The 16,120-nt window shown below is 72.1% G+C and carries 13 protein-coding genes and 1 pseudogene; 5 read left to right on the top strand and 9 right to left on the bottom strand.

Annotated elements, in window-relative coordinates:
• Positions 1–20: 20 nt before the first annotated feature.
• The 4 genes from D6B71_RS15880 to rplM are packed head-to-tail and all read right to left on the bottom strand — an operon-like array spanning position 21 to position 3,413.
• Positions 21–1,040 (bottom strand): GNAT family N-acetyltransferase, encoded by a 1,020-nt coding sequence (locus tag D6B71_RS15880; RefSeq protein WP_126688292.1) that lies wholly within the window; start codon positions 1,038–1,040, stop codon positions 21–23.
• Positions 1,041–1,051: 11 nt separating this feature from the next.
• Positions 1,052–2,401 carry a phosphoglucosamine mutase gene (gene glmM / locus D6B71_RS15875; RefSeq protein ID WP_121256818.1) on the bottom strand — a complete coding sequence of 450 codons (1,350 nt, stop codon included), beginning with the start codon at positions 2,399–2,401 and terminating at the stop codon, positions 1,052–1,054.
• A 10-nt stretch (positions 2,402–2,411) separates the two neighbouring features.
• The gene (gene rpsI, locus D6B71_RS15870) at positions 2,412–2,912 is read right to left on the bottom strand and encodes a 30S ribosomal protein S9 (RefSeq protein ID WP_121256815.1); all 501 of its coding nucleotides are present in this window, start codon (positions 2,910–2,912) and stop codon (positions 2,412–2,414) included.
• Positions 2,913–2,969: 57 nt separating this feature from the next.
• The gene (rplM, locus tag D6B71_RS15865; protein ID WP_121256813.1) at positions 2,970–3,413 is read right to left on the bottom strand and encodes a 50S ribosomal protein L13; all 444 of its coding nucleotides are present in this window, start codon (positions 3,411–3,413) and stop codon (positions 2,970–2,972) included.
• Positions 3,414–3,726: 313 nt separating this feature from the next.
• Between rplM and D6B71_RS15860 the strand changes: the two genes are divergently transcribed.
• A complete protein-coding gene (locus D6B71_RS15860) occupies positions 3,727–5,016 on the top strand; it encodes a citrate synthase (RefSeq protein WP_121256811.1) in 1,290 nt (429 codons plus the stop codon).
• Positions 5,013–5,669 (top strand): HAD family hydrolase, encoded by a 657-nt coding sequence (locus tag D6B71_RS15855; protein ID WP_121256808.1) that lies wholly within the window; start codon positions 5,013–5,015, stop codon positions 5,667–5,669. Before D6B71_RS15860 ends, D6B71_RS15855 begins: the two co-directional genes overlap by 4 nt.
• Before the next feature lie 71 nt (positions 5,670–5,740).
• Here D6B71_RS15855 and D6B71_RS15850 read toward each other — a convergent pair whose 3' ends face one another.
• From D6B71_RS15850 to D6B71_RS23950, 3 genes and pseudogenes are all read right to left on the bottom strand, one after another.
• Complete coding sequence (locus D6B71_RS15850) at positions 5,741–8,242, bottom strand: choice-of-anchor A family protein (protein ID WP_121256805.1); 2,502 nt, start codon at positions 8,240–8,242, stop codon at positions 5,741–5,743.
• Between the two features lie 213 nt (positions 8,243–8,455).
• Positions 8,456–9,925 carry an AMP-binding protein gene (locus D6B71_RS15845; protein WP_206051799.1) on the bottom strand — a complete coding sequence of 490 codons (1,470 nt, stop codon included), beginning with the start codon at positions 9,923–9,925 and terminating at the stop codon, positions 8,456–8,458.
• Positions 9,832–10,068 (bottom strand): annotated as a pseudogene (locus D6B71_RS23950) (AMP-binding protein); the annotation flags it as partial. The gene D6B71_RS15845 and the pseudogene D6B71_RS23950, both read right to left, overlap by 94 nt.
• A 150-nt stretch (positions 10,069–10,218) precedes the next feature.
• Here D6B71_RS23950 and D6B71_RS15840 point away from each other — a divergent pair.
• Positions 10,219–11,535, top strand: a complete 1,317-nt coding sequence (locus D6B71_RS15840; RefSeq protein WP_121256802.1) for a S1C family serine protease — start codon at positions 10,219–10,221, stop codon at positions 11,533–11,535.
• Positions 11,536–11,595: 60 nt separating this feature from the next.
• Here D6B71_RS15840 and D6B71_RS15835 read toward each other — a convergent pair whose 3' ends face one another.
• Together D6B71_RS15835 and D6B71_RS15830 are read right to left on the bottom strand one after the other, a co-directional pair.
• Complete coding sequence (locus D6B71_RS15835; RefSeq protein ID WP_121256800.1) at positions 11,596–12,663, bottom strand: GNAT family N-acetyltransferase; 1,068 nt, start codon at positions 12,661–12,663, stop codon at positions 11,596–11,598.
• The gene (locus D6B71_RS15830; RefSeq protein WP_121256798.1) at positions 12,660–14,366 is read right to left on the bottom strand and encodes an ABC-F family ATP-binding cassette domain-containing protein; all 1,707 of its coding nucleotides are present in this window, start codon (positions 14,364–14,366) and stop codon (positions 12,660–12,662) included. The genes D6B71_RS15835 and D6B71_RS15830 overlap by 4 nt, the downstream gene beginning before the upstream one ends.
• Before the next feature lie 97 nt (positions 14,367–14,463).
• Here D6B71_RS15830 and D6B71_RS15825 point away from each other — a divergent pair, with 97 nt between their 5' ends.
• Complete coding sequence (locus D6B71_RS15825; RefSeq protein WP_121256795.1) at positions 14,464–15,405, top strand: phosphatase PAP2 family protein; 942 nt, start codon at positions 14,464–14,466, stop codon at positions 15,403–15,405.
• Between the two features lie 118 nt (positions 15,406–15,523).
• A complete protein-coding gene (locus D6B71_RS15820; RefSeq protein ID WP_206051798.1) occupies positions 15,524–16,066 on the top strand; it encodes a GNAT family N-acetyltransferase in 543 nt (180 codons plus the stop codon).
• The last annotated feature ends 54 nt before the right edge of the window (positions 16,067–16,120 follow it).

The following is a 16,120-nucleotide window of genomic DNA, read 5'->3' as shown; positions in this document are numbered from 1 at the left end:
CGTCGGCACAGCTCAACCCGTCATCGGGCTGCGACCCGTTCCAACACCTTCTGCACGTCCAGGCACCGCTCGACCACCCGGTAGCCCAGCGCCTCGTTGACCGCGTTCATCGGGGCGTTGACGCCGGCGTTGCTGGTCTCGACGTAGGCGCAGTCGGGGAACAGTTCGAGCAGGCGGCGGTGGCTGGCCAGCTTCATGCCCAGGCCGAGTCGGTGCCCGCGGTGCTCGGGCAGGACCAGGGTTCCGCCCACCTCGGCGTGGCCGGGGTCGGCGATGGTGACCGCGAGCTCGGTGAAGCCGCAGGCCCGCCCGTCGGGGGTCACCCCGAGGGCCCCGAACCACACCTTGCCGATCGCCACCATCCGCTCCTCGTGTTCGCGCAGGCGGTCGGCCGTCCACTCGAAGTCCTGCACGTCCAGGTCACCCGAGGGGATCTCGTCGGCGAAGCGGCCCATGAGATGACAGAAGTCGTCGACCCATCGCTCCGGCAGGGTGGCCTCGAACAACTCGACGCGGTAGCCACCGAGCCCGGCGGTGACCTGCTCGTCGAGCGCCGGCCAGAGCCCCGGCGCGGTGGCCAGGTCGCAGGCCTTGGTCTCCTCACGGCTGGCGACGGGGTAGCCCCGGGCGGCCGCGAACAGCGACCCGGCGCTGTCCCCCTCCAGGGGTGCGTACGCCGTGCCGACCAACGTGGTGCGCCCGTCGGCGACCGCCCGGTCCTCCAACGCCCTCAGCAGCGCGCCCCCGACGCCGTGGCGCCGATGGTCGGGCAGCACCTGCACGTCGAGCTCGGCGAGGTGGGTGTTGTCGAGCAGGAACCGCACCAACAGCCCGGCGCCCACGACGCGCCCGTCGAGCTCGGCGACCAGCAGGGTGCGGCCGAGGTCGCGACGTGGCATCGGCAGGGCGGTGCGCGACACCTCCCACGCGGGCCATCCGACCAGGGGCCGCTCGGCCGTCGAGGCGGCCCCGACCTCCCACCACTGACGCAGCAACGTCTCGTCGGCGGGGTCGATCTCGTTGACGGTCACGTGGCTCACGGACCGTGACGCTACGAGAGGGCGAGCCTCTCGCGCACCACATTTGCCAGCCGGTCGGCCACACCCTGGGCCTGCTCCTGGGTGGACGCCTCGACCATCACGCGCACCAGTGCCTCGGTGCCGGAGGGGCGCAGCAGCACCCGGCCGGCGTCACCGAGCCCGGCCTCCTCCTCGGCGACGGCGGCGGCGAGCAGCGGGTCGTCGTCTGCGCGGGTCTTGTCGACCCCGGGCACGTTGACGAGCACCTGCGGGAAGCGGGTGACGACGGAGGCGAGCGAGGCCAGGCTCTGCCCGGTCTCGGCCATCCGCTCGAGCACGTGGAGGGCGGTGAGCAGGCCGTCGCCGGTGGTGGCGAACTCGCTCATGATCACGTGGCCGGACTGCTCGCCGCCGAGGGTGTAGCCGGAGACCCGCATCGCCTCGAGCACGTAGCGGTCACCGACCTTGGTCTGGCGCACGCCGAGCCCGGCGTCCTTCATCGCCCGGACGAAGCCGAGGTTGCTCATCACGGTCGCGACGACGGTGTCGCGCGCCAGCCGGCCCGAGGAGGCCATGCCGAGCGCGAGGATCGCGAGGATCTGGTCGCCGTCGACGACCGCGCCGCCGGCATCGACCGCGAGGCAGCGGTCGGCGTCGCCGTCGACCGCGAACCCGGCGTCGGCGCCGTGGGCGACCACGGCCTCGCGCAGGTTGTCGAGGTGGGTGGAGCCGTAGCCGTCGTTGATGTTGAGCCCGTCGGGCTCGACGCCGATCGCGATCACCTCGGCGCCGGCTTCGGCGAGCGCGAGCGGACCGGCCTGGTACGCCGCGCCGTGGGCGCAGTCGAGGACCACCTTCAGGCCGGCGAGGGGCTTGGTCAGCGTGCCGACCAGGTGGGCGACGTACTCCTCGACGGGTGTGGCGTAGGGGGTGACCCGCCCGACGTCACCGCCGAGGGGGCGGACCCACTCCTCGTCGAGGTGCTGCTCGATCTCCTTCTCGACGGTGTCGTCGAGCTTGAGGCCGCCGCGGGCGAGGAACTTGATGCCGTTGTCGGGCATCGGGTTGTGCGAGGCGCTGATGACGACGCCGAGGTCGGCGCCGAGCGCCTGGGTCATGTAGGCGACCGCGGGGGTGGGCAGCACCCGCAGCCGCAGCACGTCGACACCGGCCGAGGCGAGGCCGGCGACGACGGCGTGCTCGAGGAACTGCCCCGAGATGCGGGTGTCGCGGCCGACCACGGCGCGGGGGCGGTGGCCGGCGAACTCGCCCCGGTCGGCGAGGACCCGGGCGGCGGCGACCGAGAGGTCCAGGGCCAGCTCTGCGGTCAGGTGACCGTTCGCCAGACCCCGGACCCCGTCGGTGCCGAAGATGCGCGTCATGCGCGGTGGATCAGCGCTTGCTGAACTGCGGTGCCTTGCGGGCCTTCTTGAGACCGGCCTTCTTGCGCTCGATGACGCGGGCGTCGCGGGTCAGCAGGCCGGCCTTCTTCAGCACCGGGCGGTTGGCCTCGACGTCGACGGCGTTCAGGGCCCGGGCCACGCCGAGACGCAGCGCGCCGGCCTGGCCGGTGATGCCGCCGCCGTGCACGCGGGCGATCACGTCGAAGCGGCCCTCGAGCTGGGTGGTCACGAAGGGCTCGTTGACGACCTGCTGGTGCAGCTTGTTCGGGAAGTAGGACTCCAGGGTGCGACCGTTCACGGTCCACTCGCCGGTGCCGGGCACGAGGCGGACGCGGGCGACGGCCTCCTTGCGGCGGCCGGTCGCGTTCGCCGGGGCGATGGTCGCGGGACGCTCGGCGGCGTCGGCGGACGGGGCGCTCTCGGAGCTGTAGGCAACGCCGCGCTCGTCGACCTCGTAGGTCGTCTCTTCGACCTCGGTGGTGTCAGCCACTGTTCTCGTTCCTCACTCAGACTGTCTGTGGATGCTGGGATGCTCGGGGATGCAGGACTACTGCGAGATCTGGGTGATCTCGAAGGGGACGGCCTTCTGGGCCTCGTGGGGGTGGTTCGGCCCGGAGTAGACCTTGAGCTTCTTCAGCATCTGACGGCCGAGCTTGTTCTTCGGCAGCATGCCCCACACGGCGTTCTCGATCGCCTTGCGGGCGTCCTTCTCCAGCAGCTCACCGATCGGGGTGGCCGAGAGTCCGCCCGGGTAGCCCGAGTGGCGGTAGGCCATCTTCTTGGTCTTCTTCTGACCCGTCAGGGCCACCTTCTCCGCGTTGACGACGATGACGAAGTCACCGGTGTCGACGTGCGGGGCGAAGATCGGCTTGTGCTTGCCTCGCAGGAGGTTGGCAGACTGGACGGCGAGGCGTCCGAGGATCACGTCGGTGGCGTCGATGACGTACCACTCACGCGTGATGTCGCCGGGCTTCGGGCTGTACGTGCGCACGGTCGATGAGCCTTCTCGTTCGTAGGGCCCGGGCAGGATGTGTCCTGCCGGGTGGTGGTGCCGAGCCTTCTGACGAACACGGCCCGGCTCACTCGCGGCGGTGCGCGAGGTCCGGGACTGCACCCCGACCCGTGGAGTGTCGAACGGGTTCAGAGCGCGGCAGGAGGCCCGACCGTCAAAGATACGGGTCGGTCGCGGGGCCGGTCAAAACGCGGCTGGACCGCTCGCGGCGCCGCCGGGGAGCGGGGGGGCGCCGACCGCGGGACGGACACCGGGTTCGCGACCCCTCCCCCCGGCGGTTTAGGTTGGGGGCGTGACAGACTCTCTCACCGTCCGCGACAACCGCACCGGACAGGAGTACGACCTCCCGATCACCGACGGCACCATCAAGGCCGCGGACCTCGGGAAGATCCGGCCGAGCGACGACACCCCGGGCCTTGCGGTCTACGACCCCGGCTTCGTCAACACCGCCTCCTGCCGCAGCGCGGTCACCTTCATCGACGGCGACCAGGGCATCCTGGAGTACCGCGGCTACCCGATCGAGCAGCTGGCCGAGAAGTCCAGCTTCCTCGAGGTGGCCTACCTGCTGATCCACGGATCACTGCCATCCAAGGCGGAGTACGACGCGTGGGTGCACGAGATCACCTACCACACCTTCGTCCACGAGAACGTCAAGAGCTTCATGCAGGGCTTCCGCTACGACGCCCATCCGATGGGCATGCTGATGGCCTCCGTCGGTGCTCTGTCGACGTTCTATCCCGACGCCCGCAACATCAGCGACGCCGAGAACCGCCACATGCAGATCGTGCGGATGATCGCGAAGATGCCGACGCTCGGCGCATGGTCGTTCCGCCACGCCCAGGGCAAGCCGTACGTCTACCCCGACAACGACCTCGGCTACACCGCGAACTTCCTCTCGATGCTGTTCAAGATGAGCGAGTCGAAGTACGACGCCGACCCGCGGCTGGTGCACGCGCTCGACGTGCTGTTCATCCTGCACGCCGACCACGAGCAGAACTGCTCGACCAACGCGGTGCGCTCGGTGGGCTCCTCGCAGGTCGACCCGTACTCCGCGGTGGCCGCGGGCGTCGCCGCGCTCTACGGCCCGCTGCACGGCGGCGCCAACGAGGCGGTGCTGCGGATGCTGCGGCGGATCGGCACCAAGGAGAACATCCCCGACTTCATCAAGGGCGTGAAGGACGGCAACGAGCGGTTGATGGGCTTCGGCCACCGGGTCTACAAGAACTACGACCCGCGGGCGAAGATCATCAAGCAGGCCGCCGACGACGTGTTCGAGGTCGTGGGGGTCAACCCGCTGCTGGAGATCGCGCTGGAGCTGGAGAAGATCGCCCTCGAGGACGAGTACTTCGTCTCGCGCAAGCTCTACCCGAACGTCGACTTCTACTCCGGCCTGATCTACGAGGCGCTGCAGTTCCCGCCGGAGATGTTCACGGTCCTGTTCGCGATCGGCCGCACGCCGGGCTGGCTGGCCCAGTGGCTGGAGCTGGTCCAGGACAAGGAGCAGAAGATCGCGCGCCCCAAGCAGATCTACACCGGTGAGCGTGGCCTGACGTTCGTGCCCGCCGCCGAACGCTGGTCGTGAGCACCGTCGAGAGCCCCGCCGCGCCCGCGGCGGGGCTCTCGTCGTCTCCGGCCGGCGTCGTGTGGGACTTCGGCAACGTGCTGGTCGACTGGGACCCGCTGCCGGCGATCGCGGCCGGGGTCGGCGAGGAGGAGGCCCGACGGTTCCTGGACGCCGACGACTTCGACTTCATGGCGTGGAACTACCTGCAGGACGCCGGCCGCTCCTGGGCCGAGGCCGAGGCCGAGGTCGCCCGCACCCACCCGCACTGGGCCGCGCACGCTCGCGCCTACCGCGCCCACTTCACCGCCTCGCTGCGGGGCGCCGTGCCGGGAACACCCGACCTGGTCCGCGAGCTGCACGCTGCGGGGGTGCGCCAGTTCGGGCTGACCAACTGGTCGCACGAGCTCTATCCGCACGCCCCGACGACCTTCGACTTCCTCGGCCTCCTCGAGGACGTGGTGGTGTCGGGCACCGAGCGGGTCGCGAAGCCCAACCCGGCGGTGTTCGAGGTGGTGCGGCTGCGCACCGGGCTGCCGATGCCGCGACTGGTGTTCGTCGACGACCGTCGCGACAACGTCGTCGCGGCGACCGCGGCGGGCATGGACGCTGTGGTCTTCACCAGCGCCGAGCGGCTGCGGCTCGAGCTCCGCGATCGGGGCCTCCCCGTCTAGTGGTCGCCACCGAGTGACGCGAAAGGCACCTCCCGGCCGGGCCGAGAGGTGCCTTTCACGTCACTGGGCGGTCAGCGTCGGGCCACCACCACCGAGGTGCGGGTCTTGGGGCCGCGCTGCGGGTCGACGACCACCGTCACCCGGCTGCCGTCGCCCGGCGCCCGACCGGTGAGCCGCAGCGCTGCCGTCCGGGAACCGCCCGCGGCGAGCCGGACCGAGCCCGTGGCGAGGGTCCGGCCGCTCTTGCGCACGGTGACCTTGCCGCTGCCCGGCATCGAGGAGACGACCTGCATCCGCAACTTGCCCGCGCGCAGCGCCGCCCGGGGGGTGACCACCGCGGTGGTGCCGCCCGGCCGGACTGTGATCGTGGCGGTCGCGCTGTTGTTGCCGGGGTCGGCGTCGACCGAGACCGAGCTGATCGTCGCGGTGTTGGTCACCACGACCGGGTCGTCGGTGCCCATCTTCTCGGTGGTGGTGCGGTCACCGAGGCACTCCAGGTCGATGAGCGCGTTCTTGGCCGAGCCGCTGGTGTTCCAGAGCCGGAACGCCCGCGCCTTGAGCCTGGGGTCGTTGCCCAGCGGGGTGATGCCGGGAGGCAGCAGCCAGGTGGCCACGATGCCCTTGGCGTCGTCGGGGCAGATCACCTGCTCCTCGACCGGGGAACCGGTGGGGATGCTGACGGTCCGCTCGACATGGGTGAGCACGAGGTCGTGGCTGTGGCCCTGCACCGAACCGAGGGTGGTGCGCAGGCAGTGCGCGGAGAACGTGGCCGTGGTGGGGGCGGTGACGTCGAGCGTGAACGTCCAGCCCGAGCCGTTCTTCTCGGAGCCGACCAGCCTGGCGGCACCGCCGGAGAGCGCGTAGCCCGGGACGATCGCCGTGGTGCCGGTCGGGCAGGTCACCGACGCGGTGTGCCGGCCGACGGCGTACGCCGCGGTGGCGGTGACCGGTGTCGGGTCGACCGACAGCGGGTGCCGGTGCCCGTCCGCGTGGCCGGTCTGCCTGTCGGCGACCTCGGTGTGGGAGGGCAGGCAGACGATGAACGCCTTGGCCTGGACGCGGCCGGTGGCGTGGTTGCTCACGACGGCCTTCCACGCGCCGGGGCCGGTGGCCGCGGAGCTGAGCACCCGGACGTCGTGGAAGGTGCCGGTGTCCTGGTCGACGTGGTCGATGCGGATCGAGCCGTCGGAGACGAAGTCGCCGGGCTCGCAGCTCTCGGTGATGCTGCGGGTCTGGCCGGGCTCGAGGTCGACGTGCTGCTCGACCTTGTACGGCGTGAGCCAGTGGTGGGCCTGCGGGTGCGACGACGGGCCCGCACCGGCGACCGGGTTGGCGACCACCGTGATCGTGATCGTCCGGCTCTCCCCGACGGTCAGGTCGCCGAGCGAGCAGGTCACCACACCGGCGGCCTGGGTGCAGGGGGCGGAGGCGGAGACGTAGGTGACGCCGGCCGGGAGCTCGTCGCGGACGACGACGTCGGTCGCGGTGGCGGCACCGATGTTGCGCGCGGTGAGCGTGTAGGTGAGCGTGTCGCCACCCTGGGGCGAGGCCGTGGACGCGGTCTTGGTGATCGTGACGTCGGAGCGCTCCTCCGGCGGGTCCGGGGTGTCACCGGGGACGCACACGGTGGACGGGAAGAGGCGCAGGTGGGTCTCCCGAGTCGAGGCGAAGGAGGCTGCGATCACCTGCCCGATCGTGTGGGCGGTGTTGGCCACGACGTGCGCGTTCGGGGCCAGGATGCTGCCGCCCCACGCGGAGCCCCAGTTCAGGGTCACGGAGGTGGCGGTGGGGAAGTTGAACAGCAGCCCGGCGAACGGGGCCATGTTGTCGTCGTGGGCCTGCTGCCAGCCGCCGCCGACCTTCAGCCAGGTCTGCCCGGCGAAGGTGGCGCTGCCGCCGGGCACGTTGACCAGGGCGAACGAGCCGGCGGGCACGTCGATGCCGAGGTGCTTGTTCGCTGCCTGGGCGGGGGTGAGCGTGAAGACGTTGACCTGGGGGTCGGTGCCGGTGAGCACCGCGGCCTGGTTGCCACCCGTCAGGCCGGTCGTGACGGTGCCGGTGTCGGGCAGCGCGCCCCACGCGGTCGACACCGACCGCAGGTGGGCGAACGCGGCGGCGAAGTCGATCGGGTTGGTGGCGAGATAGGCCCCGCCGCCGTTGAAGTTCACGCCGGTCTGCGGGGTGAGGTAGGCACTCCCCGCGTGGAGGTTGAAGCTGCCGTGCGCGCCGGCGACGACCAGGGCAGGGTCGCCCGGGGCATGGGTGAGCCGGGTGCCGACCGGCATCCCGCCGGCTGGCAGGTTGCCGCCGTAGGCGATCGACCCCTCCGACTCCGAGCTGCGGGTGCCGTCGCCCTCGACGAACTCGGTCCACCCGGTGGCGGCACCGAGCGGGTGCACGGTGTCGGTGCAGGTGACCACGGTGGCCGGTGCGGCGCCGGCGAGCGCCGCGGCCGGCAGCATCGTGGCGACCAGCGCGCCGGCGGCGAGGCCAGCCACACCAGCCCTGCGGACCAGGCCGAGATGGATCGGGACGGCGCGCTGCCGGAGCCTGGGCAGACGGAACGTGCTCATGTGCAACTCCCTCGACGTGGCCTGGCTCGGCAGCCTGCGCGACGACCGACCCGGTGACACGGGTCACCGTGCCAGCCTCGCCGCACCCGCTCGAGGGGGTGCGGCGCACTGTTCCCGACAGGTGGTCGAGGCGTTGTCCGTCTGTGGGGTGTCTGTGGTGGAGCCGTTGCCCGGCCCAGCGGGTCGCTAGACCAGCCGGACCGGGCGCCGACCTCACACGATCGACCGGTCGTGGCCCTCCCAGAACGGCGCCCGCAGCTCGCGCTTGAGGATCTTGCCGGTGGGGTTGCGCGGCAGTGCCTCGACCACGTCGACGCTCTTGGGGCACTTGAAGTGGGCCAGCCGCTCGCGGCAGAACTCGATGATCTCGGCCTCGGTCGCCGAGGCGCCGGGCTTGCAGGCCACCACCGCCTTGACGGTCTCGCCCCAGGTGTCGTCGGGGACGCCGATCACGGCGACCTCCATCAGGGCCGGGTGCTCGGCCAGCACCCGCTCGACCTCGGGCGAGTAGATGTTCTCCCCGCCGCTGATGATCATGTCCTTGATCCGGTCCTGCACGTAGACGAAGCCCTCGGCGTCGACTCGGCCCATGTCGCCGGTGCGGAACCAGCCGTCGTCCACGAGCACCTTCGCCGTCTCCTCGGGCTTGCCGAGGAACCCCTTCATCACCTGCTTGCTGCGCAGCCAGAGCTCGCCGTGCTCACCGACCGGCACGTCGGCGAGCGTGCCCGGGTCGACCACGCGCACCTCGGTGCCCGGGATCGGCTTGCCGGCCGAGACCAGCACCTCGGTGCGGCCGGACGCCAGGGCGTCGCGATGCTCCTCGGGCATCAGGTGGGTGGCCACACCTGCGACCTCGGTGAGCCCGTAGACCTGGATGAAGTCGGTGTCGGGCCAGGCCTCCATGGCGGCGCGCAGCAGCGGGAGCGGCATGGGCGCGGCGCCGTAGGTGTAGGTCTTCAGCGCACCGAACAGCTTCACCGCGTCCGGCCCCGACTGCAGCACCTGCGCCAGTACGGCGGGCACCAGGAAGGTGCGGTTCGCGCCGTTCAGGATCGCGCCGGCGAGCGAGGCGCCGTCGGGGTCGCGGGTCATCACGCTGGGGATGCCGTCGTGGATGCCGAACAGCACGTACGATGACCCGCCGACGTGGAACAGCGGCATCGCCACCATCGACTTGTCGCCGGGCTCGAAGACCCAGCCGTCGTGGGCGTTGAGGGTGTGCTCGACCATGTTGGTGTGGGTGAGCATCACCCCCTTCGGCCGGCCGGTGGTGCCGGAGGAGTACATCACCAGGCAGACGTCACCGGGGTCGACGTCGGCGGGACGCGCCACCGGCGCCGACGACGCCAGCCACGCCTCGTAGGGGTCGGCCTCGCCGCCCTCGGGGGTCACCTCGATGACCTCCCGCACGTTGGTGAGCCGATCGCGGATCTGCTCGATCGCCGGCAGCAGCTCGGTGCCGACCACCAGCACCTGCGCCCCGCTGTCGTTGACCGCGTAGTCGATCTCGTCGCCGGCGAGGCGCCAGTTGATGATCGCGTTCGCGGCACCGAGCGACCCGGCGGCCAGGTGATCTCGACGCAGGCGGGGTGGTTCTTGTCGAGGAAGGCGACCACGTCGCCGCGGCCGATGCCGAGCGCCTGCAGGCCGCCCGCGGCCCGGCGTACCCGGTCGTTCCACTGCGCCCAGGTCCAGCTGCGGGAGAGGTAGGTCATCGCCTCGGCGTCCGGCGTGTGCTCGGCCCAGTGGGCGAGCCGGTCGTCGACGAACCGGGGCCGGGGCGCGGAGCTGACCGGGACCTCGGGGGCGGCGGTGGCGTTCATGCGGCTCCTGTGCGACTCGGGATGGACGTGAGGGTGCGCCCGCAGTGTGACTCAGCACACACCCCGACTCAAGGACCTGCGGGCCGCTTTCTTCGCGACCGCCCAGCGCGGTCTCAGCATGATCACAGGCGTGCCGGGCACTCTCGTGGCATGGACGAGCGACCCGACCACCCCGGCGCCACGCCGGACGAGACCCCCCGCCCCGAGGCCACGGCGGACTGGCCGGACACGACACCGTTCGGACCGGCACCTACCTATCCGACCCAGCCGCCACCCAACTGGACGCCGCCCGCGCCGCGGCGGCGCCGGAGCACGGGCCTGGCCGCGGCCGTGGTCGCCGCGGCGTTGGTCGTGGGCGGCGGGGCCGGCTTCGGCGGGGCGGCGCTGTGGTCGGTGGTCGACGACGACACCGACTCCGGCAGCGGCAGTTCCGGCGCCCGGACCACCGCCCAGGTCGCCGAGACCAGCGACGAGCCGGCCGCGGAGGGGTCCGTGGAGGCCGTGGCCCAGCAGGTGCTGCCCTCGGTGGTCAAGATCGACGTGGCGGGGCCGTCCGGCTCCGGATCCGGCTCGGGCATCATCCTCAGCTCCGACGGCCAGATCCTCACCAACGAGCACGTCGTCGGCGACGTGGGCGAGGGCGGCACGATCCGGGTCTCCTTCGGCGACGGCTCGACGGCCCCGGCCGAGGTGCTCGGCACCGACCCGCTGACCGACACCGCGGTGATCCAGGCCCAGGACGTCGACGGGCTCACCCCGGTGACGCTCGGCAGCTCCGGCGACCTCGACGTCGGCGAGACCGTCGTCGCGATCGGCTCGCCGTTCGGCCTGGAGTCCACGGTCACCAGCGGCATCGTCAGCGCGCTGAACCGTCCGGTCGACGTCGGCCCGGCCGGCGAGGGCAACACCACGACCTATCCGGCGATCCAGACCGACGCGGCGATCAACCCCGGCAACAGCGGTGGGCCGCTGGTCAACATGGCCGGCCACGTGGTCGGCATCAACGCCTCGATCCGCACCGACGCCTCGACCTTCGGCGGGCAGCAGGGCGGATCGATCGGCCTGGGCTTCGCCATCCCCATCGACGCGGTGATGCCGATCGTCGAGCAGATGGCCGCGGGCGAGGAGCCGACCCACGCCCGCCTCGGCATCACCGTCTCCGACAACTCCGAGCAGGCCGAGACGCCGGAGGGGCTCGACGACGACGCGATGGCGGCCGCCCCCGGCGCCCTGGTGCAGGAGATCGGCGACGGGTCGACCGCCGAGGAGGCCGGCCTCGAGGCCGGCGACGTCATCATCCGCGTCGACGACACCCTGATCACCAGCGCCGACTCCCTGGTCGCGACGATCCGCTCCTACCGGCCCGGGGACGAGGTGGAGGTCGCCTACCTGCGCGGCGACGAGCCCGAGCAGACCGTGACGCTCACCCTCGACTCCGACGCCGAGGAGTCCGGGCGGGCCGGCTGACGGCACCGCCGCAGCGACCTGGCCCCGCCACCGCGGATCCCGCGGACCAAGGTGGCGGGGTCAGCCCACGTCCGCACCGGCCGGCCCGAGCCGCCGCTGGAACTCGCCCAGGCGCGCCACCGGCCGGAACCCGAGCCGCTCGTTGACCGCGACCATCGGCGCGTTCACCTCGGCGTTGTAGGTGATCAGCCGCTCCACCCCCGGCCGGATCTCCTGCAGCAGCCGCAGGTTCGCGACCTTGACCGCGAGCCCGAGCCGGTGTCCGCGGTCGGCGCGGCGCACGAGCGTGCCCCACTGATAGGCGCGATCCGGCTCGTGCACCGTGGTGGCCAGGTCGGTGTAGGCGACCACCTCGCCGGCGGCGTCGAGAGCGACGGTGTTGAGCTTGGTGCGGCCCTGTCGAGCGGCGGTCTCCTCGGCCTCCCGCACCAGCGCGGGGTCGGCGCTCTCCGGCTCGACATGGAGATCGCCGGTCGGCGCCTCGGTCATCAGCGATGCGTTCAGCCGGGCCCAGCTCTCCAGCAGCTCCTCGGGCACCGGACCGACCCACGACCGCAGCGTGTACGCCGTGTGGTGCGGCGCCGCCTCGGCCGCCAGCTCGTCGAGCACGGCCGGGTCGACGGGCAGCCGCAGCTCCCGCTTGACGTCGCCGAGCGCGAGGTGGAACCCGGTCGCGCGGGCGAACTCCGGCCCCGGCTGCCCCTCGCCGGCCGCTCCCCCGGCCTCGGGCCAGGTGGCCTCGGCGTACAGGACCGTGCGGCCGCGCTCCCGCGCGATGCGCTCGACGTGGGCGAGCATCGCCCGCCCGTGGCCGCGGCGCCGGTGGTCGGGGTGGGTGTGGACGCCGATCTCGGCGCGGTCGAGGTTGTCCTGGAGCGGGGTGCGCACCCAGCCGACGCACACCGGAGGGCCGGTGGGGTCGTCGGCCAGGTGCCCGCTGTAGCTGGCCGACCAGCCGCGCTGTCCGTTCGACTGGGCGGCGACCCGCAGCTCCTCGAGCTGCCACGGCGAGGCGAGCCCCGCGAGCCCGTGGGTCTCGGCGGCCAGGTAGACCGCGTGCCAGGCGTCGAAGGCGGCGACGTCGTGCGGGTCGACCTCGACGATCCGCAGCAGGCTCGAGGCGGTCATCGCACCCGCTCCACGCGCCGCTCGTCCCAGACCGGGCCGTCGGACTCGTAGACCCGGCCGTCGGCGCCGTAGACGAGGAACCGGTCGAAGCCGCGCGCGAACCACCGGTCGTGGGTCACCGCGAGCACGGTGCCCTCGAACGCCTCCAGGCCCTCCTCGAGCGCCTCGGCGGACTGCACGTCGAGGTTGTCGGTGGGCTCGTCGAGCAGCAGCAGCGTGGCCCCGGACAGCTCGAGCAGCAGGATCTGGAACCGCGCCTGCTGCCCGCCCGAGAGCGACTCGAACCGCTGCTCGGCGGACGCGCTGAGCTCGTAGCGGTCCAGGACCCGGCTGGCCTGCTCCCGGCCCATGCCGTCGCGGTGGTCGTCGCCGCGGTGCAGGATCTCCAGCAGCGTGCGGCCGATCAGCTCGGGGTGCTCGTGGGTCTGCACGAACCAGCCGGGCCGCACCCGGGCGCCGAGCTTGGCCAGCCCGCGGTGCCGGACCGGCTCGATCGGCTCGGCGTCGCTGACGGGGAGATGCTCCACGTCGGGGTCGCTGCCGCCGGCGGCCAGCAGCCGCAGGAAGTGCGACTTGCCCGAGCCGTTGGACCCGAGCACCGCGACCCGCTCGCCGTACCAGATCTCGAGGTCGAAGGGCTGCATCAGGCCGGTGAGCTCGAGGCCCTCGCAGACCACGGCCCGCTTGCCGGTGCGGCCGCCGCGCAGCCGCATCGAGACCTGTTGCTCACGCGGCTGCTCGGTCGGTGGGCCGGCCTCCTCGAACTTGCGCAGCCGGGTCTGTGCCGCCTGGTAGCGGCTGGCCATGTCGGCGTTGTAGGCGGCCTTCTGCTTGTACATCAGCATCTGGGCGCGCAGCTTCGCGTGCTCCTCGTCCCAGCGCTTGCGCTGCTCCTCGAAGCGCGCGAACCGGTCGCGCCGGGCCTGGTGGTAGGAGGCGAAGCCGCCCGGGTGCACCCAGACCCGGTTGCCGGCCGAGCCCAGCTCGACGGTGACCACCCTGGTCGCGGTGTTGGCGAGCAGCTCGCGGTCGTGGCTGATGAACAGGATCGTCTTGGCCGACTCGCGGATCCGCTGTTCGAGCCAGATCTTGCCAGGCACGTCGAGGAAGTTGTCGGGCTCGTCGAGCAGCAGCACTTCGTCGGGACCGCGCAGCAGGTACTCGAGCACCAGCCGCTTCTGCTCCCCGCCCGACAGGGTGCGCAGCTCGCGGTACTTCGCCCGCTCGAAGGGCACCCCGAGCCCGGCGATCGTGCACACGTCCCAGGTGACCTCGAGGTCGTAGCCGCCGGCGTCGGCGTACTCGGCCAGCGCGGTGGCGTAGCGCAGCTGGGTGGGCTCGTCGTCGCGATCCATCAGCGCGAGCTCGCAGGCATCGACGTCGGCGGCGGCGGCCCGCACCCGGCGCGGGGCGACGCTGAGCAGCAGGTCGGCGACGGTCGGCTCGCCCCCGGCGGTCGAGCCTGCCGAGAGCCCGGCGTCGACCATCTGCCGCATCACCCCGAGCCCGCCGGAGCGGGTGACGGCCCCGGCGTGGGGGGCCAGCTCACCGGTGACGATGCGCAGCAGCGTGGTCTTGCCGGCGCCGTTGGCGCCGACCAGGGCGACCTTGGCGCCCTCGCCGACCCGGAACGAGACGTCGTCCAGCAGCACCCGCCCGTCCGGCAGTTCGTAGCGCACTCCGGCGACGTCCACGTGTCCCACGGGGGACGATTCTCCGCCACGCGGCCCGGCGCGGCATCCGGTTTACGACGCTGAGGCCTGGGGTACCGGCGTCGGTCGCGCCGCCTAGACTGCGGACATGACGCAGGGGGTGGAGAGCGAGGTCGCGCCCGCGGCGGCCCCCGCGCCTTGCACCCGTCGCCCGGTCCGCGCTCTCGCGATGACGCTGTACGCCGCGGCGCTGCTGGCGTGGTCGGGCACGCTCGGCATCCCGAACGACACCGTGCAGGTCTTCGTCTGGTTGTGGCTGGGCACGATCGCCTGGAACGTCGAGGCACCGCCGCGCTACCACCTGGGGTTCCTGCGCGACTGGTCGCTGCCGGTGCTGGGGCTGGTCGTCTACTTCTTCAGCCGCGGCCTGACCGACGAGCTCGGGCTGCCGGTGCACATCATGATGCCGATCGAGTTCGACACCTGGCTCGGCGGCGGCACCACCCCCACGGCCCGCCTCCAGGAGGCGTGGTGCGGCGACCCGTGCCTGAAGACCAGCGAGCCGCGGTGGTACGACCTGGTCTTCACGACCGTCTACGCCACCCACTTCCTGGCCGGGCTGACCATCGCGGCCGTGCTGTGGGTGCGCAACCGGGTCGAGTGGCTGCGCTGGATGCGTCGCTACCTGGCGATCAACTTCGGTGCGCTGGCGATCTACATCGCCTACCCGATGATGCCGCCGTGGATGGCCTCGGAGGAGGGCCACCTCGCCGAGGACGTCACCCGGATCACCAGCCGTGGCTGGGCCGACATCGGTCTCGACCGGTTCAACATGATCCTGCACGGCGTCGGCAACCCGGTGGCCGCGATGCCGTCCCTGCACGCCGGCATCACGTTCCTGATCGCCGGCTACGCGATCGCCCGGCTGCGCTCCCCGCTGCGCTGGCTGCTCGCGGCGTACCCGCTCCTGATGTCGGTGACGCTGGTCTACTACGCCGAGCACTACGTCATCGACATCCTCGCCGGCGCCCTGCTGGCCGGGCTGGTGATGGTCACCTGCACGCTCTGGGAGCGTTCGCGAGGCGACTGAGGGCCTCGCGCCGGGCGACGCCGCTCAGGGGGCTGCGACTCCGGGGAGCAACCAGTCCGGCTCCGGATCGACCAGGAGTCGCGCAAGCCCTCGTGCGCTCCACCTATGCTCCCGCGACGTGACGAGTCCCCGTGCCGTGCCGGCGTACGAGGTACGCCTGGCGCGGCCCGGAGAAGAGTCGGCGATCTGCGCCGTCTGCCGCGCGGGCTTCACGGCATCGTCGCGGGGCCTGCTCTCGCCGGCGAGGATCGAGCGACAGGCCGATGAGTACTACAACCCGGCTCGGGTGCGCGGGGAGATCCTCACGGCCGCAGACTCCAGCAGTTGGCAGGGGTACGTCGTCGCCGTCTCCGAGGCGGGCGAGGTCCTGGGCGCCGCGGGCGGCGGGGTCCTCGACCACGCGGTCGGCCACGTCTACGTGCTCTACCTCGACCTCGGCCTGCGGGGGCGGGGCATCGGCACGGCACTGCTGGACTTCGTCACCGACCAGCAGAGGTCCGCAGGTGCCACCGAGCAGTGGGTGTCGGTCACCGAGGGCAACGACCTCGGCATCCCCTTCTACCTCGCTCGAGGCTTCATCCAGCGAGAGCGAGTGCCGTTCACCTTCGCCGACGACGGGACGGTCGAGGCGCACTCGCTGCGGATGAGCCGCGCGATCTGAGACTCTCGGCTCAGGCGACGAACTCGGTGGGCTCGTCGGTCCTGGCGTGGCGAG

Origin of the sequence: Nocardioides ferulae, assembly GCF_003660455.1 — a bacterium.
Classification (GTDB): Bacteria; Actinomycetota; Actinomycetes; order Propionibacteriales; family Nocardioidaceae; genus Nocardioides; species Nocardioides ferulae.
The sequence above is the reverse complement of the archived record's forward strand: the minus strand, read 5'-3'. Positions and strand labels throughout refer to the sequence as shown.